The organism is Limosilactobacillus agrestis, assembly GCF_014145585.1.
GTDB lineage: Bacteria > Bacillota > Bacilli > Lactobacillales > Lactobacillaceae > Limosilactobacillus > Limosilactobacillus agrestis.
Genome location: NZ_JACIVF010000065.1, coordinates 53,884 through 72,954, shown reverse-complemented (window position 1 = coordinate 72,954; position 19,071 = coordinate 53,884). Strand labels below are relative to the sequence as shown.

Annotated in this window: 18 protein-coding genes, 1 riboswitch and 1 other annotated feature; of the genes, 12 read left to right on the top strand and 6 right to left on the bottom strand. The window is 38.0% G+C overall.

Annotated elements, in window-relative coordinates:
- Positions 1–306 precede the first annotated feature (306 nt).
- The 3 genes from apf (H5R88_RS07505) (at position 307) to apf (H5R88_RS07495) (ending at position 3,983) form a co-directional block, all read left to right on the top strand.
- Positions 307–1,089, top strand: coding sequence for an aggregation-promoting factor (apf, locus tag H5R88_RS07505; protein WP_182600673.1), 783 nt, complete (start codon positions 307–309; stop codon positions 1,087–1,089).
- Positions 1,090–1,243: 154 nt separating this feature from the next.
- On the top strand, positions 1,244–2,944 hold the full coding sequence (locus tag H5R88_RS07500) for a phosphoenolpyruvate carboxykinase (ATP) (protein WP_182600672.1): 1,701 nt from the start codon (positions 1,244–1,246) through the stop codon (positions 2,942–2,944).
- 328 nt (positions 2,945–3,272) lie between these two features.
- Positions 3,273–3,983 (top strand): aggregation-promoting factor, encoded by a 711-nt coding sequence (gene apf / locus H5R88_RS07495; protein WP_182600671.1) that lies wholly within the window; start codon positions 3,273–3,275, stop codon positions 3,981–3,983.
- A 276-nt stretch (positions 3,984–4,259) separates the two neighbouring features.
- On the opposite strand, the gene H5R88_RS07490 is transcribed toward apf (H5R88_RS07495), so the two are convergent.
- Together H5R88_RS07490 and H5R88_RS07485 are read right to left on the bottom strand one after the other, a co-directional pair.
- Complete coding sequence (locus H5R88_RS07490; RefSeq protein ID WP_182577728.1) at positions 4,260–5,021, bottom strand: exodeoxyribonuclease III; 762 nt, start codon at positions 5,019–5,021, stop codon at positions 4,260–4,262.
- 224 nt (positions 5,022–5,245) lie between these two features.
- Positions 5,246–6,094 (bottom strand): aldo/keto reductase, encoded by an 849-nt coding sequence (locus H5R88_RS07485; RefSeq protein ID WP_182600670.1) that lies wholly within the window; start codon positions 6,092–6,094, stop codon positions 5,246–5,248.
- Positions 6,095–6,226: 132 nt separating this feature from the next.
- Here H5R88_RS07485 and H5R88_RS07480 point away from each other — a divergent pair, with 132 nt between their 5' ends.
- From H5R88_RS07480 to H5R88_RS07470, 3 genes are all read left to right on the top strand, one after another.
- Complete coding sequence (locus H5R88_RS07480) at positions 6,227–6,658, top strand: Hsp20/alpha crystallin family protein (RefSeq protein ID WP_182577730.1); 432 nt, start codon at positions 6,227–6,229, stop codon at positions 6,656–6,658.
- 126 nt (positions 6,659–6,784) lie between these two features.
- Positions 6,785–8,284 carry a Y-family DNA polymerase gene (locus tag H5R88_RS07475; RefSeq protein WP_231818214.1) on the top strand — a complete coding sequence of 500 codons (1,500 nt, stop codon included), beginning with the start codon at positions 6,785–6,787 and terminating at the stop codon, positions 8,282–8,284.
- Positions 8,284–8,727: a hypothetical protein gene (locus H5R88_RS07470; protein WP_182577731.1), complete on the top strand. Its 444-nt coding sequence runs from the start codon at positions 8,284–8,286 to the stop codon at positions 8,725–8,727. Before H5R88_RS07475 ends, H5R88_RS07470 begins: the two co-directional genes overlap by 1 nt.
- Positions 8,728–8,750: 23 nt before the next feature.
- Here H5R88_RS07470 and H5R88_RS07465 read toward each other — a convergent pair whose 3' ends face one another.
- From H5R88_RS07465 to H5R88_RS07455, 3 genes are all read right to left on the bottom strand, one after another.
- Positions 8,751–9,275 carry an HdeD family acid-resistance protein gene (locus H5R88_RS07465; RefSeq protein ID WP_182577732.1) on the bottom strand — a complete coding sequence of 175 codons (525 nt, stop codon included), beginning with the start codon at positions 9,273–9,275 and terminating at the stop codon, positions 8,751–8,753.
- A 248-nt stretch (positions 9,276–9,523) separates the two neighbouring features.
- Positions 9,524–9,691, bottom strand: coding sequence for a hypothetical protein (locus tag H5R88_RS07460; RefSeq protein WP_003664220.1), 168 nt, complete (start codon positions 9,689–9,691; stop codon positions 9,524–9,526).
- A gap of 11 nt (positions 9,692–9,702) precedes the next feature.
- A complete protein-coding gene (locus H5R88_RS07455) occupies positions 9,703–10,314 on the bottom strand; it encodes a VanZ family protein (RefSeq protein ID WP_182577733.1) in 612 nt (203 codons plus the stop codon).
- 90 nt (positions 10,315–10,404) lie between these two features.
- Between H5R88_RS07455 and H5R88_RS07450 the strand changes: the two genes are divergently transcribed.
- Complete coding sequence (locus tag H5R88_RS07450) at positions 10,405–11,757, top strand: amino acid permease (RefSeq protein WP_182577734.1); 1,353 nt, start codon at positions 10,405–10,407, stop codon at positions 11,755–11,757.
- A gap of 184 nt (positions 11,758–11,941) precedes the next feature.
- Here H5R88_RS07450 and H5R88_RS07445 read toward each other — a convergent pair whose 3' ends face one another.
- Positions 11,942–12,397, bottom strand: coding sequence for a Fur family transcriptional regulator (locus H5R88_RS07445; protein ID WP_182577735.1), 456 nt, complete (start codon positions 12,395–12,397; stop codon positions 11,942–11,944).
- A gap of 123 nt (positions 12,398–12,520) precedes the next feature.
- Here H5R88_RS07445 and H5R88_RS07440 point away from each other — a divergent pair, with 123 nt between their 5' ends.
- The 5 genes from H5R88_RS07440 (at position 12,521) to H5R88_RS07420 (ending at position 19,001) form a co-directional block, all read left to right on the top strand.
- Positions 12,521–13,960 carry an MFS transporter gene (locus tag H5R88_RS07440; protein WP_182600669.1) on the top strand — a complete coding sequence of 480 codons (1,440 nt, stop codon included), beginning with the start codon at positions 12,521–12,523 and terminating at the stop codon, positions 13,958–13,960.
- 86 nt (positions 13,961–14,046) lie between these two features.
- Positions 14,047–14,586, top strand: coding sequence for a DNA-3-methyladenine glycosylase I (locus tag H5R88_RS07435; RefSeq protein ID WP_182600668.1), 540 nt, complete (start codon positions 14,047–14,049; stop codon positions 14,584–14,586).
- 50 nt (positions 14,587–14,636) lie between these two features.
- Positions 14,637–14,749: riboswitch (SMK box riboswitch) on the top strand.
- Complete coding sequence (gene metK / locus H5R88_RS07430) at positions 14,747–15,934, top strand: methionine adenosyltransferase (RefSeq protein WP_182577738.1); 1,188 nt, start codon at positions 14,747–14,749, stop codon at positions 15,932–15,934. (Overlaps the previous riboswitch by 3 nt.)
- Before the next feature lie 52 nt (positions 15,935–15,986).
- Positions 15,987–16,196 (top strand) — a binding site (T-box leader).
- Between the two features lie 61 nt (positions 16,197–16,257).
- Positions 16,258–18,678: a leucine--tRNA ligase gene (gene leuS, locus H5R88_RS07425; protein ID WP_182600667.1), complete on the top strand. Its 2,421-nt coding sequence runs from the start codon at positions 16,258–16,260 to the stop codon at positions 18,676–18,678.
- A 59-nt stretch (positions 18,679–18,737) separates the two neighbouring features.
- Positions 18,738–19,001, top strand: coding sequence for a type II toxin-antitoxin system HicB family antitoxin (locus tag H5R88_RS07420; protein WP_182600666.1), 264 nt, complete (start codon positions 18,738–18,740; stop codon positions 18,999–19,001).
- Positions 19,002–19,071: the final 70 nt, after the last annotated feature.

Below are 19,071 nucleotides of genomic sequence, written 5' to 3'. Positions count from 1 at the left end.
AAAAATTCAGCGACTTATTTATTATTATGTTACAAATTTTGGCTAATTCTGTTGAAAAGTTAGCTAGACCTAAGTTGCCATCAGGATGTGGCTGAGGTTAATTTACTTGACAAACTATTAAAATCTTTATTACAAAGTATTACGAAAATCAACTGAATTGATATTTGGGAGTAATCCGCATGTAATTTTAAGGGCGTATAGTAATAGGTGTTGAGAGATATGAGGACTCAACAACATAAACTAAATTAAACTAATAAATAACTAACTAATAAAAAGAATTTTATGAAAAGGATGGGATTTTTCTTTATGAAGTTAACTAAAAACATCGCGAAAATCACTGTTGCCGTAGCAGGTGCTGTTGCTTTGGGAACATTCGCTACTGCAACTACTGCTAATGCTGATTCTATTTACACGGTGCAAAGTGGTGATACCTTATCAAGTATTTCCTATAAATTGGGTCATGACTTAACTTATGTTGACTCTTTAGCTTCAACTAATCAAATTGCCAACAAGAACTTAATTTATGTTGGTCAAAAGTTAGTAATTAAAGATGATGGTGAAGTAGCTTCAGCAACTGCTCAACAAGTTGCTGCCTTACCTGAAGCATCTCAAGCTCCAGCCTCAGCTAGCGTTGAAAGCCAACAACCAAGCCAAGCTCCCGTGGTTGCTAGTCAGGCTCCAGTAGCAACAAGTCAAGTACAATCATCAGCTGCACCAGTTTCTGCACCTGCTCAATCACAGACTCCAGTACAATCTCAAGCAACAGTTCAACAACAATCAACTGTTTCAAATGCTGCCCAGCAAAGCTACAGTGCACCAGTACAAGCACAAGCTACTAGTTCAAACTACAGCTCAAGTGTTAGTGGGAATGATGCGGCAGCTAAGGCATGGATTGCTGCTCGCGAATCTGGTGGTAATTACAGTGCTCGTAATGGTCAATACGTTGGTAAATACCAATTATCATCATCATACTTAAATGGTGACTACTCAGAAGCTAACCAAGAACGAGTAGCGGACCAATATGTAACTAGTCGTTATGGTTCATGGAGTGCCGCTCAATCATTCTGGCAATCACATGGTTGGTATTAAAATTTAATAATTAATTGTTAAAGTGGGAAGTTGTCTCGATGAGGGATAATTTCTCACTTTTTTGATAAAATGAAAAAAAGTTAATATTATTTTCATTCTAATCTAAAAAAATATACTATAATAGAATTATTCAAGTGATGAAAGGATGAGATCCATGTCAAAAGAGAGTCAGATTATTGATACAAAATCATTATATGTAAATCCTGACCGCGGTGTTGCAACGTTAAACTATAGTCAAAATTACTTTACTGATATTCCGTCATTAATTAATAGTGATGAATTAAAGGAAATTGTTCGTTTGTATTTAGCTTCACGTAACCCTGATAATGACGATGATGCTTTTGATAATGCTACTGTTAATAAGTTTGTTGATATCTTAAAGAAAGTTCTTTTTGATGATGATAGTGCATTTGATGAATATGATCCTAAAGACATTCTTGAGAGCGTTGAAGAATTATACTCATACTATCGTTCACTATTACGGGTATCAGTAATTAATCTTAGCGATAACCAGATTATCGGTAACGAGTTCCGGAATATTGATACTCAATTCAACGACTTAGTGCGTAAAGCATACCGGATTCTCGAAGAAAAGCTTCAAGGTTTTGAAAACCGGACTTATCGACAAGTTAATGCGGCAACTAACGCAACGATCTTAGTTCAACAACAAGATTGGAAGATTCCAGCTGGTTATGAAGAATTAAAGGACATTGATTTTATTAATACGGTGATGCTTCGTCCACCAATGATGATGCATACTAAGAGTAACAAACGAGAAGGAGTCTTTTCCGAAGTAGAGGATAATCCGATCGAACGTTTCCATGGTGAACGTGGTAAATGGTATTGTTACCCAGCCAAAATTGGTGAAAGTTTAGCCTTTATTTACTTCAATGTCGATTACTTGGTAAATGGAATCGCTCTTTCAAACTTATTTGAAATTGCATCGCCCGATGAGATTAAGGGGCAAAAACCAGATATGATTCTTCTTTTCGGCCTCAAAGAAACAGAAGGCATGGTTTCTCATTACTATCGTGACGAAAAAAATGATTTGTGGGTTGGAGAAGTTCCTTACACAGATAAGACTACTTACTTTGGTTATATGAAGAAGATGTGCTTGACGCTCCATAACCTTCATCAGATTTATAATGGTCGCCTACCAATTCATGGCTCCATGTTGAAGATTAAATTTACTAATGGGAAAGAAAAGAATGTTGTCTTCTTCGGTGATTCAGGTGCCGGAAAGTCAGAATCAATTGAAGCGTTGCAAGAATTAGCTGACGACAAGATTGTCAGCATGGAAACAATCTTTGACGACATGGGAAGTTTTACCCTTACTGATGGTGAACCAGGGGTATATGCTCAAGGAACAGAAACTGGTGCCTTTGTTCGTCTTGATGATTTGAGTAGTGCTGTAGCCTTTAATAACATGGACCGGGGTGTTTACCTTAACCCTGAACAAAAGAATGCCCGGGTTATTATTCCTGCCGATACCTACGAAAATGTAATTAAACATCATCATATTGATATGTGGCTATACGCTAATAATTATAGTGATGAAGTTGGTATTCATCGATTTGATACCAAGGAAGAGGCAGAAAAGGTATTTATTGCTGGACAACGGAAGGCTCTGGGAACAACTGATGAAGTTGGAATGAGCAAGACATTCTTTGCTAACCCATTTGGTCCAGTTCAAGAACCAGAATTGACTAAGCCGATTATTGATAAGGTCTTTACGAAGCTCTTTGCTCAAGATGTATACGTCGGCGAAATCTTTACTCACCTTGGAAATGACAAATCAAAGGACGCTTTGAAAGAATCAGCTCAAGAATTGCTTGATGTTTTGATGAATAATTAAGATTACGATTAAGACAATTTTGTCATCGCCCTGTAACAAACAGTCTGTTACAGGGCGATTTTTGTGTCGACAAGAAAAAATAAGCAGTTTTTTTGAATAATTTTTACATGAAATAATTCTAGTTATAATTTTACAAGTTACTAAAAAGTGATTAAATCAACGTTTGAGCGACTATAAAAAAATTAGCGAACATTTGTTACAAAAAATTACAGAAATAACGAAATTTGATAAGTCTTAGTAACCCGCTCGTAACTCTAATCCTGTATAGTAGTTATCGTTGAAATGAGTTATTTGATTAATTAAGAGAAAAGGATGGATTGAATTTATAATGAAGTTATCTAAGAAAGTAGCGAAGATTACAGCAGCGATTACTGGTGCAGTTGCATTAGGAACAGTAGCTACTGCAACGACTGCAAACGCCGACAGTATTTACACGGTGCAAGCAGGTGACACCCTTTCTGGGATTTCTTACAAATTAGGTCACGATCTAACTTTTGTAGATACATTAGCAAGCAATAATAATATTGCTGATAAGAACTTGATTTACGTTGGTCAACAATTAGTAATTAAGGATGATGGTGAAGTTGTACCGGCTACTCAACAAGAAGTTGCTACTTTACCAGCCGCAAATGTTGCATCACAAGCAGATACGCAAACACAAGCTGCATCTGCTGAAAATCAAGCACAACAAAACCAACAAGTACAATCAAACCAAGAAACACCAGTTGCTCAACAACAAGTACAGACTCAACAAACACAAAATGTACAACAATCAAGTGCCCAACCATCAACTAGCTATAACTCAAATGTAGCTGGAAATGATGCTGCTGCTAAGGCGTGGATCGCAGCTCGCGAATCAGGTGGTAGCTACAGTGCACAAAATGGTCAATATATTGGTAAGTACCAATTATCAGCATCATACTTAAATGGTGATTACTCAGAGGCTAACCAAGAACGAGTAGCTGATCAGTATGTAGCTAGCCGTTACGGTTCTTGGAGTGCTGCTCAATCATTCTGGCAATCACACGGTTGGTACTAAAATAGGATTTCGTAGAATAGATAATCAACAAATTTCAAACATACGATAAAGAGGCTGGGAGAAAACACAAAAGTTTTCTCCCAGCCTCAACTGTTTTTGCAAACTATAGCAAGGCAACGTGGAACTAGTCGCGTTGCCACAAGACTCAAGCCTAAGTACGAACGATGATCAGCCCGTGCCATGCTGACTATCGTTTTTGCTCGTATCGAGAAGCTTATTTTCGACTCTCTTTGATTAAATATCATAAAATTCAAAACTTCTAGATTAGGGTCTTTCTTATATTTCAATATTAGCATCAAGTTCAATTGGACAGTGACTTGAACCTTTAACCTCTGAAAGAATCTTGGCTTCTTCAATTCGTTCTTTCCATACATTGGAAACTAAGAAGTAATCGAGACGCCAACCAACATTTCGTTCCCGTGCATCATAACGGTAACTCCACCAGGTATATGCACCATGTAAATTAGGATGGAGATAACGGAAAGTATCTGTAAAGCCAGCATCAAGTAATTTACCAAAATCAGTTCGTTCTTGTTTTGTAAAGCCGGCCTTATGATGATCTTTTGTTGGTTCTGCTAGGTCAATTGGTTGATAGGCAACACTCATATCACCACCAATGATTACTGGCTTACTACTTTGCAAATTAGTAACATAATTAAGAAAAGCGTGATCCCAGTCAAGGCGATAATCAAGGTGTTGCAACTTTTCACCTGAAACTGGGACGTATACATCAATCAAATAGAAGTTTGGATATTCAAGTGTGATTAGCCGGCCTTCTTTATCAAAGGTTGAATTATTCATTCCGTATATAACGTTCTCTGGTTTATATTTAGTGAAAATGGCGGTACCAGAATACCCCTTCTTTTCTGCATAATTCCAGTATTGATAATAATTAGGAATTTGAATTGGTTCTTCGCCTTTATCTAATCGTGTTCGTTGTAAGCAGAAGAAGTCAGCATCTTGGCGTTTAAAATCTTCAACAAATCCATGATTAATGGCTGACTTTAGGCCATTGACACTCCAAGAAATAAATTTCATGTTAATCCTTCTTTCAATTTAACCACATCTTATCTCTGTAATAATTGTACAAGGAATTTATTTTTTTCTTAAGTGATAACACTCTTTTTGTGATTTTTAATACAAAAGTTGATGTAGATGTTAAATAAAAAATATTCATCTTATATATGACAAATCGAACTATAATTTTGCCTTTTACAAAGTTGTAGTTCGATTCTTAACTATATTATGTTAGGTTGCAACGCTTAAATTACTGCGAGGGGCTCTTTTTTATTTGGCGATGGAAATTCTTTTTGTAAAGCAAGTAATTCATCATCACTTAGTTCAATATTCCCAGCTGCAACATTTTCTGCAGCATGTTGTGGACTACTGCTCTTAGGAATAGCGAGGACATTCCCAATTCTTAGAACCCACGCAAGCATAATCTGGCTGATAGTTGCATGGTGATTTGCGGCAATTTCTTTTAGTAGCGGATTATCGGTTAACTTCCCAGATAAGCTATCGCCTTGGGCAAGGGGGGAGTAAGCTATTAACGGGAGTTGATGTTGTTTCATTAAGGGCAGGAGATCAAATTCAATTCCACGACTATCGAGATTATAGAGATCTTCATTAGCAACACAATCAGTACCATTTTTTAGGCGCCATAATTCTTCAAGGTCACTGACATCAAAGTTTGAGACTCCCCATGCTTTAATCTTTCCTGCCTTTTTAACTCGTTCTAATTCATTGACTGTTTCTGCTAATGGGATTCCACCTCGCCAGTGCAAAAGGTAAAGGTCAAAATAGTCTGTTCCTACGGCTGCCAGGCTTTGGTCTAAACTATGCTCAAGTTTTGTCTTGCTGGCATTTGAAGGAAGAACTTTATCAATTAAGAATAGTTTTTCCCGATTATATGGTTTGATGGCATCAGCTACAAGTGCTTCAGAACGACCATCGCCATACATTTCTGCAGTATCAATAGCCTGTGCGCCAGCGTCAATTGCGGTTTGGATTGCCTTGATTTCAGTGGACCGATTGACGAGGGAATCTCCCATATTCCAGGTTCCAATTCCAATTGCAGGCATTGAAACATTATTAATTGTGACTTTTTTCATGTTATGTGGCTCCTTTCTATTTTCCTACTGCTATTATATTCTTTTTAACCAACGGTCCCTAGCATATTAGTTGTATTTTTTCTGGAAGTGTTTAATATAGACGGTGAATAAGAAAGAAAGGAAGCATTCTTTATGGCTAATGAATTACAAAACCGTAATAACTTATTTGATAGTTTGATGAATATGCGTAACTGGATGAATGATGATTTCTTCTCTAACCTAACTCCAGTTGCTGATCACATGAAGACAGATGTTACAGAAGATGACAAAAATTATACCGTAAAGATTGATATGCCTGGATTTGATAAGAAAGATATTCATATTAATTATGCTAATAACATTTTGACAGTTACTGGTCATCGGGATACCTTTGATGATGATGGTGACAAGGATGGCAATGTTTTGCATTCTGAACGTCGGTATGGTCAAATGAGTCGGCAATATCGTTTACCAGATGTAAATAAGAAGGATATCAAGGCTCAATATAATAATGGAGTTTTGACGATTACTCTTCCTAAGATGGATGAGGCCGATGATGATGAGAATCGTATTGATATTGAATAATTAAAGTAAGTTGAACAAAGAGTTGTGGAGAACCGTTTCTGCAACTCTTTATTTTATTCGCTTCTTGAACGTATGTTTGATTAAAGATATAATAGTATTTACTAATAATGATGGAGGAATATCACGATGGGGCGCACATATATGGCAATTGATTTAAAATCATTTTATGCTTCGGTCGAATGTACTGAGTATGGACTTGATCCTTTAAACACTAACTTAGTAGTTGCTGACAAATCGCGAACTAGTAAAACTATATGTCTTGCTGTTTCTCCAGCCTTAAAAAAATTTGGCGTTTCTGGCCGTCCGCGATTATACGAGGTAGAACAACGAGTCGCCTACTTAAATAATCACCGGGCCCAAGAGATACCGCACTACCGGTCATCACCAGCTGTCTCAATTTACCGGGATGAACTATTAAAATCACCGGAACTTAAAATTGGTTATAAGATTGTTCGACCACGAATGAATTTTTACCTTGAAAAAAGTGCTGCCATCTATGAAATTTATTTACGCTACTTGCCACCAGAACGGATCCATGTTTATTCCATTGATGAGGTAATGATGGATATTACTGATTATCTTAAAGAATACCACGTTAGCGCTCATTCTTTAGCTAAGGAAATTATCCAAACAATCAAAGCTGAAACACAGATTACTGCAACAGCAGGGATTGGTACCAATCTTTTCTTAGCAAAAGTAGCGATGGATATAGTAGCTAAACGGATTCCAGGAGATGAGGATGGGGTTCGGATTGCGCAGATGAATGAACATACTTTTCGTCGTTACCTGTGGGCGCATCAGCCGCTGACAGACTTCTGGCGGATTGGTCCTGGATATGCACGCCGACTGAAAAAGCTGGGCCTTAAAACAATGGGGGATATCGCCCGTTGTTCATTAGGAAAATTATCTGATCCAATGAATGAGGAAGTATTATATCGCGAATTTGGAAAAAATGCGGAAATTATAATTGACCATGCGTGGGGATACGAGTCAGCAACTATTAAAGATATCAAAAATTATCATTCATCTGATCATGGAGTATATTCGGGGCAGGTTTTGTCGCGTCCTTATAACTTTACGGAAACCCGGTTGGTTATTCAAGAAATGGTTAATTCATTGGCTCTCCAGTTAACCAAGCAGAACTTAGTAACGGATCAAGTGGCTTTAAGGGTCGCATATGATGTTTCTAATATCTCTGATGATTACCAAGGACCATTAGTGACAGATTTTTATGGACGCCAGGTACCCAAGCCAATGCATAGAAGGATTAATCTTTCTTTACCGACATCATCTGGGACAGAGCTGATGACGGCATTTATGAAGTTATGTGATGGTGGACTCGACCGGCGATTGACGGCCCGTAAAATTACGGTAATTGCAAATCACCTTCTCTCACCAACACTTGCCCGATTGGCGAATTATAATGAGCAGTTAGATTTATTTGCTGATTCAACAAATAACCATAAGAAACGTTCCCAAGTTCAAGAAAAAGATCAAAAACTACAAAGGCTTGTCCTTAATTTGCAAAATGAATATGGTAAAAACGCCATTATTCGAGCGGCTGATTTGAAAAAAGGTGCTACTCTTTTGGAAAGAAATAATCAGATTGGGGGACACCAAGCATAATGGAAAATGAAGACCTATTAAAAATAGAAAAAAGCTTGTTTAGTGATACATCAAAATATCGTGATATTATCAACATCCCTCGACATATTTCTCGAGCTCATACGCCGATGTCCACTGAAGATCGTGCTGCCCAATTTTCTCCTTTTGCGGCCTTAACCGGGTATCATCAATTATTAGCAAAGGTAGGGGAAAAGTATGATCATAAAACTTATCCCACAGCTGAGGTGAGACATCGAATAGAAAGCCAACTTGCCATGATTGAACGGGATCAATCACATCCGATATTAAAAGTTGAATTCTTTAATGGTAAAACAGGCTTTTATGAAGAATATACGGGGCAATTAGAACAAATTGATTACCATGCTCACCACCTAATATTTGATGATGGGATAAGGATTATAATTCAAAATATTCGAAAAATTAAAAGAGATCAGCAAAACTGATCTCTTTTAATATAAGGTATAAGTTAAAATGCTTGAATAAGTTTCATAATTCCAAAAACAATCAAGAATGTTGAAACTAACCATACCACTGTGATAGCGGAAAGTAATGGGCTAAATAAAAGAATAACCCCTAATACCAAACTCAAAATTGCTAGAATTACAATGAACCAGTAGTATCCCCGATGGAATTCCTTGAAAAACTTGGCACTGAGCAATTCAGTGATAGAGTCAAGAATAAACCAGATAGCGAAGATAATAGCAATGAAGAGTACACCAAAACTTGGTTGGAACAGAAAAATAATTCCTAAAATGATATCTAAAATTGCAGAAAAGATTAACCAACCTGATGATTCTCCCAAGACTTTACCAATTCGTTGACGGAACCATAATTCATAAATTCCGCGGAAAATAAAAGCAATTCCGGCAACAATGGCTAAGAAGTGAAGAGTTTTATCTGGCCGCATGAATGATGCAATTCCAGCAATAATAAATAGGACTCCAACGATTAGGCTAAACCAGTCAAAGCCCCTTTTAGTTTCTTCAAACATTGAAAAACCTCCCTAAAAAATAAAATCATTAATATCATAGTTCAATTGGCCTAATAAAACAAGAAAAATAATTTCCAACAAAATAGTTATAATCTATAGGCTGAAATAGTAGAAGAGGTTGAGAGAAAATAAAAGTTTTCTCTCAACCTCAACTGTTTTTATAAACAATAGCAAGATAATGTGGAGCTAGCTTCACGTCCCAACAAGGCTATTTTCCACTTTCTTTTATTGTAATTTCCTTAATGGTATTAAAGATGCTCTTTGATACCATTAGGGAAATCCTTATCAATCTCTTTTAAGATTGGTAATAATGAATTGACATATTCATGATACGCTTCAATTGGCTTTAGATCTTTTGCTCGTGATTGTAGCAAAGTAAGTGCAATGTCATGCGCTCTTTGTTCATTTGTAATCATCTTCTACCACCTCAGTTATTCAGTTTATCAGATTTTCCGCCTACTAGCATAAATTGTTTAATAACTTGGTGGAAAATTGTTTGATCAAGTATGATCATTACTACAAAACCAATTGTAGTTCCAATAGTATTGCTAATCAAATCATCCACATCAGCAACCCTTCCAATATGGAAAAGAAGGTCGCAAACAAATTGGTTACACTCAATGAATAAACTGAAGAAAAAGCCATAGAGAACAGCACGACTGAAGGGCATTTGGTGGTTAATCAAATAAAGATAAACCCCTAGCGGTAGCGTCATCACAATATTTAAGAAAAATTCTTGGCTTAGTCCTTGGAGGGGGATAACATTAAATGGGACGCCGTGAAAGTAAAATAAAAGTTTATTAGCGGAACTAAAATTAAACATTGAAGGGGTTAGGCATAGCCAGTCGATGGCAGTTAAGTAGGTAAAAAAAGTTGCAATAGTGATATGCTGGCCTAGGTTAGGAAATTTTTCCCAAAGGTGATTATGGGTAATGAGGACAGAGCCCGCAAAAAAATAAATAAAAAATGGAATCCAGTGAACTAATGCACGCAATATGATTTCTCCTTCTCCGAAAAATGGTATACAATAAGTTTTCAATGTTATATATCATAGTTGATTTTTTTAATGATGACTAGTAAACCTAACTAGGATTAAGAAAACTTCAATAATTTAGGAAGAGAGAGGATCATGGCAGAAAAACAAGAATTTACACGTAAGCTTAAAAGTCGTCATATTCAGTTAATGGCACTTGGGGGAACGATTGGAACTGGATTATTTCTTGGATCGGGAAAGGCAATTCATGCGGCTGGGCCAGCAATTCTTTTAGCGTATTTAATTACTGGAATTATTTGTTTTGGAATTATGCGGGCCCTCGGGGAGTTGCTTCTCTCTGATTTACACTACCATTCGTTTATGGATGCAATTCGCGATTATCTTGGTAATCGAGTGAGCTTTGTAATGGGCTGGGCTTATTGGGCATGTTGGCTTGCACTAGCAATGGCTGAAGTTACCGCTATTGGCTTATATTTTCAACTATGGTTTCCTCAAGTTCCCCAATGGTTACCAGGATTAGTAACTTTACTAATTTTATTGGGATTAAATCTAATGACGGTTAGTACATTTGGTGAACTCGAATTTTGGTTTGCCCTTATTAAAATTTTGGCAATTGTTATTTTAATCGCTGTTGGTGTCATCTTAGTTCTACTTCAATTTCATTCAACAAGTGGTTATCTCGCTACGCCTGCTAATTTAGTTAATGATGGCGGTTTTTTTGCTACGGGAACAAAGGGCTTTATGCTTTCTTTTCAGATGGTAGTATTTGCCTTTGTTGGAATTGAAATGGTAGGTGTTACGGCCGCTGAAGCAGAGAATCCGAAGGTTGTTATTCCCAAGGCCATTAATGGTATTCCCGTGCGAATTATGCTTTTTTATATTGGTGCCTTGGCCGTTATTATGTGTATCTATCCCTGGAGCAAACTCTCACCAAGCAATAGCCCGTTTGTCCTTGTCTTTCGCGATATTGGCCTTCCAGGGGCTGCCAGTATCGTTAATTTTGTAGTAATTACTGCTGCTGCTTCTGCTTGTAATAGTTCGCTATACACAACTGGCCGGATGTTAGCCGAGCTAACCTCGACCGCTCACAGGCCGGTTCTTCATAAAATTAGTCGACTATCTAAGCGATCGGTCCCTGCAACCGCGGTTGTTATTTCGGCGATTGTTATTGGGATTGCTGCTATCTTAAACTTAGTAATGCCAGAAGGAGTTTTTACTTTTGTTTCCAGCATTGCTACCACGAGTTTTCTCTTTGTGTGGGCTGCCATCATCTTGGCGCATCTAAAATATGTTCGTCAGCATCCACAAACAAGAACCTTTAAGATGCCAGGCGCACCTTTTACTGACTATATTATTTTAGTTTTTCTTTTTATTGTGCTAATTGTTTTATGTATGGAGAAACAAACTTTAATTGCTCTTATACTAACTTTAGCTTGGTTTGCAATCCTTGTTGTTGCTTCGTTAACGCAAAAAAAGCATAAAAAGTGAGTGGGAATTAACTTCCTAGACAAGGCGGTGGGCTAAGGATAGAACGGTAATTAGCACGGCACGGGCTGATTATCGTTCGGACTTAGCCTCGAGCCTTGTAGTTAATTTCCACGATATCGTAACAAGATTCGTATAAAAAACGAGGCTGTTGAAAAAACAAAAGTTTTTTCTCAGCCTCTTCTTATTAACGATTCAAATGTAACTTGCGCTGACAGTCAGGACAAATACCGTGAATTTCGATGTTGTTTCCGGTAACTAGATAGCCAGTTTTTTCATGCGTCATAGCCGTTAAATCTTTTGTGATCGCAGTAAAATGTTCATCAAAAACATCAGAAATTTTACCACAATTATCACAGACAACGTGATAATGTGGATGCCCGAAATAGTCAAAGTGAGTACTACCATCACCGTTTTTTAGCTCGATTACTAGGCTATAATCAACAAAGAGCTTAAGCGTATTGTAAACAGTTGCCATGCTGATATTGGCAACTGTATCCTTAAGGTCATTATAAATCATTTCGACACTAGGATGAGTATGGTGATTAATTAAGTAATTTAAAATGATTTTCCGCTGGGGAGTAAGACGAACCTTGTTTTTACGGAGATGGTCAAGTGCTCGATCAAATTCTGCTTCTGCCATAGTGTCGTCCCCCTTCTTAAATTAATTATAATCTAAGAATATTATAACATTTACATCCACTGATTCAAAACATATAATAATTAACGGTTAGATAATAATTATTATAAAGAGGGAGAGAGTGATATGGATCAAAGTATCGCACGTAATGGAAAAAGATATAGTCGCTTTTGGTTTATTTTTACTTTACTAGTTGGTACCTTTACGATGTCAATTAGTCAGTCATCATTGTCGACAGCCTATCCAACTTTAATGAATGCTTTTGGAATTTCAGCTGCAACTGTTCAATGGTTGACAACGGGATTTATGCTTGTAATGTGTGTCAGTATGCCGATTAGTCCGTGGATGCTCAACAATATGAGCTTTAAGACAATGTTTATTGGAGCACTGGGGTTATTTGATATCGGATCCTTGATGATTGTCTTAACCCCATCATCTTGGGGAGTTAATGGCTTCTGGTTTATGATGATTGGACGGGCCATGGAAGCTTTTGCTGTCGGAGTTTTATTTCCATCTTATCAAACCGTTTTGCTTGAGATTACGCCTAAAGAAGAGCGGGGTTCAACGATGGGAATTGCTGGTTTGGTAATGGGATCCGCTCTTGCATGTGGACCGATTGTTTCAGGAATTGTTTTAAGGTTCTTTAGTTGGAAGAGCCTTTTTATCCTCTTCATGCTTGTTATTTCCATAATTATTTTAATGGCTGCTAGCGGACTGATCCAAGATGTAATGGAACGGCATGAAACTAGCCTTGATTGGCTATCAGTAATCTTACTAATTGGATTAATTGGGATTATGTACGTTGTTGACCAAACTGGAAAAAAGAATCCTGCATGGGGAATAAATTCAGGGATTTTTATCATTAGTCTTATTGCGGTTATCTGGTTCTGTGTTCGGCAGTTTCATCTCAAGCAGCCCCTATTGGAATTGCGGGTATTGAAGACTTTTAATTATGATTTAGCAATTCTTTTAACATCGATTTCATATATTGCATTAATTGTAACGACAATTATTTTTCCCCTTTATTATCAGGGAGTGTTAAAAGTTAGTCCATTTGTTTCAGGAATGTCCTTAGTACCTGGGGCGGTTTTTCTTAGTATCCTAAATCCTTTGTCAGGAAAATTAGCTGATAAAATTGGGTTTAAACCGACAATACTGGTGGGGATGGTTATGATTATTATTGGCTGGATTGCTGGATTAATTGTCCTTAATCACCTCAGTTTGCTGGGAATGATCCTCTGTGCAATGGTGATTGAAGGTGGAAATGCCTTTGTAATGATGCCCGCTGTCACATTGGGAGCAAATACCCTGCCTGATGAATTAGTGCCCCACGGAACAGCCGTAATTACGACTGTCCGTCAAGTTCTCGGTTCTGCGGGCGTTACTATTTCAACACTGATCTTAACGGTTGCTACTACAAATGCACTCCAACGGGGGAATTCAGTTCAAGTAGCTTCCCTTCATGGTTATCATTTAGTATTTATTGGCATGATTATTACTGAATTGATTGGTTTAGTACTAGCGTTTATGCTAAGAAATACTAGTAAAGAGAAAAGTACAAAATAACCAAAGATTCGTATATAAATAAGAGGAGGAGAAAATAATTAATTTTCCGCTCCTATTTATTTTAAAAGCAGAAAGAGGTGTTAATAATGCTACTTAGACGACCACAATGGGCAAATGCTACCCCGGAAATGCAAGACTATTATGATCACTACTGGGGTTTTCCAGTTCATGATGACCAACAATTATTTGCAATGTTATCTTTAGAATTATTTCAAGCGGGTTTAACCTGGCAAACAATCTGGCGGCGACGAAGGGCATTTAACCGGGCATTTGCTAACTTTAATATTGAAAAAGTTGCGTACTTTAATGATGATGATATTAATCGATTATGTGAAGATGAAACTATTATTCGTAATCGTCGTAAAATATTAGCGGTGATTAATAATGCGCAAGTGATTTTAAAATTACAGAAGACGGGAAAGACGTTTGATGATTATGTTTGGCACTTTGTTGATGATCAACCTCAGGACTTAGGTTTAACTACAGATGTTGAATTAGCTCCTAAAACACCCGTTTCAGAAGAAATAGCCAAGCAAATGCGGAAGGATGGATTTAAATTTGTCGGCCCGACAATTATTTACTCGTTCATGACGGCAGTGGGGATGGTCAATGCCCGTTTGAAATAAGAATGTCTGGATTAACATTGATTGTTGGTTAACAATTATGCTAAGATTATTCTCGTTATAAAGCAATTCCCGATAGGATTCACGTCTGAACGTGAAGATGCCTTGTAACCGCAACTACAAACTATTTGAAAGTTTCAATAGAATATGGGGGAATTAGAAAATGGCAGAACGACATTTATTTACATCCGAATCAGTATCAGAAGGACATCCAGATAAGATTGCTGACCAAATCAGTGACGCGATTTTAGATGAATTACTTAAGAAGGATCCTGATTCACGGGTTGCAGTTGAGACCTCAGTTACTACTGGTCTAGTATTAGTCTTTGGTGAAGTTTCTACTAAGGCTTATGTTAATATCCAAAAGATTGTGCGTGACACAATTCGTAAGATCGGTTATACAGATGGTAAGTATGGTTTCGATGCTGATAACTGTGCTGTTATCACCGCAATCGATGAACAATCACCGGACATTGCTCAAGGGGTTGATGACTCCTTAGAAACGCGTGAAGGTGAAATTGATCCGCTTGATAAGATTGGTGCTGGTGACCAAGGATTGATGTTTGGTTACGCTACTGACGAAACACCGGAATACATGCCATTGACATTGGTTTTAAGTCATAAGTTAATGCGTAAGATTGCTCAATTACGTAAGGATGGCGTTATCTCTTATCTTCGTCCAGACGCTAAGGCCGAAGTAACTGTAGAATACGATGAGAATGACAAGCCATTACGTGTTGATACCGTTGTTTTAAGTACTCAGCATGATCCAGAAGTTTCCCTTGATCAAATTAAAAGGGATATTAAAGAACAAGTGATTGAAGCGGTAATTCCAGCTGAGTACCTTGATGACCAAACTAAGTACTTCATTAATCCAACAGGTCGGTTTGTAATCGGTGGGCCGCAAGGGGATGCCGGTTTAACTGGACGGAAGATTATTGTTGATACTTATGGTGGAGCTGCCCATCATGGTGGTGGAGCATTTTCTGGAAAGGATGCTACTAAGGTTGACCGTTCTGCTAGTTATGCCGCGCGCTACATTGCTAAAAATATTGTTGCAGCTGGCTATGCTAAGAAAGCAGAAATTCAGGTTGCTTATGCCATCGGTGTAGCAGAACCAGTATCGATCATGATTAATACTTATGGTACCGGTACTCGTTCAGAAGAAGAATTAATTGCAGCTGTTCGAAAAGTATTTGATTTACGTCCAGCTGGAATTATTGAAATGCTTGACTTAAAGCGGCCAATTTACAAACAAACCGCTGCTTATGGTCACTTTGGTCGAACTGATGTTGACTTACCATGGGAACACCTTGATAAAGTTGACGAATTAAAAGAAATTTTAGGCTAATAATTTAGTTGTACGCTTGCAATCATTAACGGTGGTTGTTAAAATAATCGTTAAATATTTGATCGTAATAGAAATAGTAGTTTTTGACGAGGTCAGCAGAGATCCTGTGGTGGTGGGAACAGGAGACTGGTCATTTACGAACTCATCTAAATTGTGATTATTACTGAATTTTAGTAGGTAATGACGTTTACCGCGTTAAGGTCCTAAGCGCCATGGATTCCATGGAAAACGGGTGGTACCGCGGAATTATTTCGTCTCGTAGAGTGATTTTCTACGGGGCTTTTTTATTACGATCACCAAAATTAGAATAAGGAGTAAAGAATATGGCTTACGATCATAAGGCAATTGAAAAAAAGTGGCAAAAGTTTTGGAAAAAGAATGAAACTTTCAAAGCTGACCTTAATAAGGACCAGAAGAAGTACTATGCATTAGACATGTTCCCATATCCATCTGGTCAAGGACTACACGTTGGTCACCCAGAAGGTTACACGGCTACGGATGTAATGTCACGGATGAAGCGGATGCAGGGATTTAATGTCTTACATCCAATGGGGTGGGATGCATTCGGTTTACCAGCTGAACAATATGCATTAAAGACTGGACATAACCCAAAGGACTTTACAAACAAAAATATTGACCATTTCCGTGACCAAATTCAATCACTTGGTTTCTCATATGACTGGGATCGAGAAGTAAATACGACTGATCCTAAATTTTACAAGTGGACTCAATGGATTTTTGAACAGCTCTACAAGAAGGGGCTTGCTTACGAAAGTGAAATTATGGTTAACTGGGCCCCTGATTTTATGGGTGGAACAGTGGTTGCTAACGAGGAAGTTGAAGATGGCAAGACTAAACGTGGTGGCTACCCCGTCTACCGTAAGCCAATGCGTCAATGGGTTTTAAAAATTACTGCTTATGCGGACCGATTGATTGATGACCTTGATCTCGTTGACTGGCCAGAAAGCGTTAAGGAAATGCAACGTAACTGGATCGGTCGTTCGGAAGGTGCTTCAGTATTTTTCCCAGTTGTGGGGGATGAAGATACTAAGATTGAAGTGTTTACGACGCGGGCAGATACGCTCTTTGGTGCTTCTTATGTTGTTCTTGCTCCTGAACAAGAATTAGTAGATCAATTGACGACACCGGAACACAAGGCAGAAGTTGAAAAGTACAAGGAAGAAGCATCACGGCGGTCTGACCTTGAACGGACTGATTTAAATAAGGATAAGACCGGTGTATTTACTGGTTCTTACGTCATTAATCCAGTTAACGGTGAAAAACTGCCAATCTGGATCAGTGATTACGTGCTTGCTTCATATGGCACTGGAGCAGTAATGGCTGTTCCTTCCGGGGATCAACGTGATTATGACTTTGCTACTAAGTTTGACTTGCCAATTAAGCCTGTTATTGAAGGAGCAGATGTGTCAGAAGGTGCTTTTGATGGTGACGGTAAGCACATTAATTCTGGCTTCCTTGATGGCTTGAACATTGCTGATGCAAAGCAGAAGATGATTGATTGGCTTGAAGAACACGATGCTGGTCATAAAAAGGTTAACTACCGTCTTCGTGACTGGATCTTCAGTCGGCAACGCTACTGGGGCGAACCAATTCCAGTTATCCACTGGGATGATGGGACAACCTCACTAGTTCCAGAAGACGAACTCCCACTTGAATTGCCAAAGACTGATAACATCGAACCATCAGGAACTGGTGAAAGTCCATTAGCAAATGTTGAAGATTGGGTTAATGTTTATGATGAAAACGGTCGCCACGGTCTTCGGGAGACTAACACCATGCCACAGTGGGCTGGTTCATCATGGTACTGGCTCCGGTACACTGATCCACATAATGATAAGGAATTTGCCTCAAAAGAAGCCCTTGATTACTGGTCACCAGTTGATCTCTATGTTGGTGGGGCTGAACACGCTGTTCTTCACTTGCTCTATGCTCGATTCTGGCATAAGGTTCTTTATGATCTCGGACTTGTCCCAACTAAAGAACCATTTATGAAGCTCGTTAACCAGGGAATGATTCTTGGTTCAAATCATGAAAAGATGTCGAAGTCCAAAGGTAATGTTGTTAACCCTGATGACATTGTTGACCAATATGGGGCTGATACTTTACGTCTTTACGAAATGTTCATGGGACCACTTGAAGAATCGGTACCTTGGGATGAAAAGGGACTTCATGGTGCTAATAAATGGGTTCAACGTGTATGGCGGTTGTTGATGGATGATAATAACCATCTTCGTGACCGAGTATCCACTTTCAATGATGGTAAGCTTACCAAGGTTTATAATCAAACCGTTAAGAAGGTTACTGAAGACTACGAACGGATGCACTTCAATACAGCTATTTCTCAATTGATGGTCTTTGTAAATGAAGCCTACAAGGTTGATGATTTACCAGTTGAATACATGAAAGGCTTTGTGAAGATGATTGCGCCAATCATGCCTCACGTGGCCGAAGAACTCTGGAGTCAATTCGGCGAGAGTGAGACAATCACTTATCAACCATGGCCAACTTACGATCCAAAGGCTTTAGTTGAAGATGAAGTTGAAATGATCGTCCAAGTTAATGGTAAGGTACGGGCTAAGATTAAGATGGCCAAGGATACTGACCGCAATGAAGCACAACAACTTGCTTTAGCAAACGAACATGTTAAGAAGTTTACTGATGGCAAGGATATTAAGAAAGTCATTGTTGTTCCTAACAAGATTGTTAACATTGTTGCAAAATAGTAAATTAATAAAGGGCAGGGAAGCTGTATTTTCCTGCTTTTTTGTTTAAGGAGAAAATTATGGAAATAGTAAGTTATCCGGCATTTTTCACTCCACAAAAAAATGAAATCCAAGTTGATTTTCCAGATTTGCCAGAAGCATTTACCCAGGGAAAAACAATGGATGAGGCAATGGATTTTGCTAAATTGGGCTTAGCAATTACCCTTAATGATAAACTTGGTCACTTTGAAAAAGCACCTGCCGCAAGTTCATTAGAGACCTTAAAGCAGCAACATCCGGATCAAATCATTAAAATGGTAACTGTTGATTTGGAACAATACTAAGTTAAAGAAATATTAAAAACGTTAAATCGAATTGCACCAGCTTTTTATTCACGATAAAATAATTAAGATT

What these genes read in the sequence shown, in the direction of transcription:
- H5R88_RS07445 (WP_182577735.1), bottom strand. Translation starts at nt 12,397, where the DNA reads ATGGCAGAAGCAGAATTTGATCGAGCACTTGACCATCTCCGTAAAAAC.
- H5R88_RS07420 (WP_182600666.1), top strand. Translation starts at nt 18,738, where the DNA reads ATGGAAATAGTAAGTTATCCGGCATTTTTCACTCCACAAAAAAATGAA.
- H5R88_RS07480 (WP_182577730.1), top strand. Translation starts at nt 6,227, where the DNA reads ATGGCTAATGAATTACAAAACCGTAATAACTTATTTGATAGTTTGATG.
- H5R88_RS07470 (WP_182577731.1), top strand. Translation starts at nt 8,284, where the DNA reads ATGGAAAATGAAGACCTATTAAAAATAGAAAAAAGCTTGTTTAGTGAT.
- metK (WP_182577738.1), top strand. Translation starts at nt 14,747, where the DNA reads ATGGCAGAACGACATTTATTTACATCCGAATCAGTATCAGAAGGACAT.
- H5R88_RS07460 (WP_003664220.1), bottom strand. Translation starts at nt 9,691, where the DNA reads ATGATTACAAATGAACAAAGAGCGCATGACATTGCACTTACTTTGCTA.
- H5R88_RS07440 (WP_182600669.1), top strand. Translation starts at nt 12,521, where the DNA reads ATGGATCAAAGTATCGCACGTAATGGAAAAAGATATAGTCGCTTTTGG.
- apf (WP_182600671.1), top strand. Translation starts at nt 3,273, where the DNA reads ATGAAGTTATCTAAGAAAGTAGCGAAGATTACAGCAGCGATTACTGGT.
- H5R88_RS07490 (WP_182577728.1), bottom strand. Translation starts at nt 5,021, where the DNA reads ATGAAATTTATTTCTTGGAGTGTCAATGGCCTAAAGTCAGCCATTAAT.
- H5R88_RS07450 (WP_182577734.1), top strand. Translation starts at nt 10,405, where the DNA reads ATGGCAGAAAAACAAGAATTTACACGTAAGCTTAAAAGTCGTCATATT.
- H5R88_RS07465 (WP_182577732.1), bottom strand. Translation starts at nt 9,275, where the DNA reads ATGTTTGAAGAAACTAAAAGGGGCTTTGACTGGTTTAGCCTAATCGTT.
- leuS (WP_182600667.1), top strand. Translation starts at nt 16,258, where the DNA reads ATGGCTTACGATCATAAGGCAATTGAAAAAAAGTGGCAAAAGTTTTGG.
- H5R88_RS07435 (WP_182600668.1), top strand. Translation starts at nt 14,047, where the DNA reads ATGCTACTTAGACGACCACAATGGGCAAATGCTACCCCGGAAATGCAA.
- H5R88_RS07475 (WP_231818214.1), top strand. Translation starts at nt 6,785, where the DNA reads ATGGGGCGCACATATATGGCAATTGATTTAAAATCATTTTATGCTTCG.
- apf (WP_182600673.1), top strand. Translation starts at nt 307, where the DNA reads ATGAAGTTAACTAAAAACATCGCGAAAATCACTGTTGCCGTAGCAGGT.
- H5R88_RS07500 (WP_182600672.1), top strand. Translation starts at nt 1,244, where the DNA reads ATGTCAAAAGAGAGTCAGATTATTGATACAAAATCATTATATGTAAAT.
- H5R88_RS07485 (WP_182600670.1), bottom strand. Translation starts at nt 6,094, where the DNA reads ATGAAAAAAGTCACAATTAATAATGTTTCAATGCCTGCAATTGGAATT.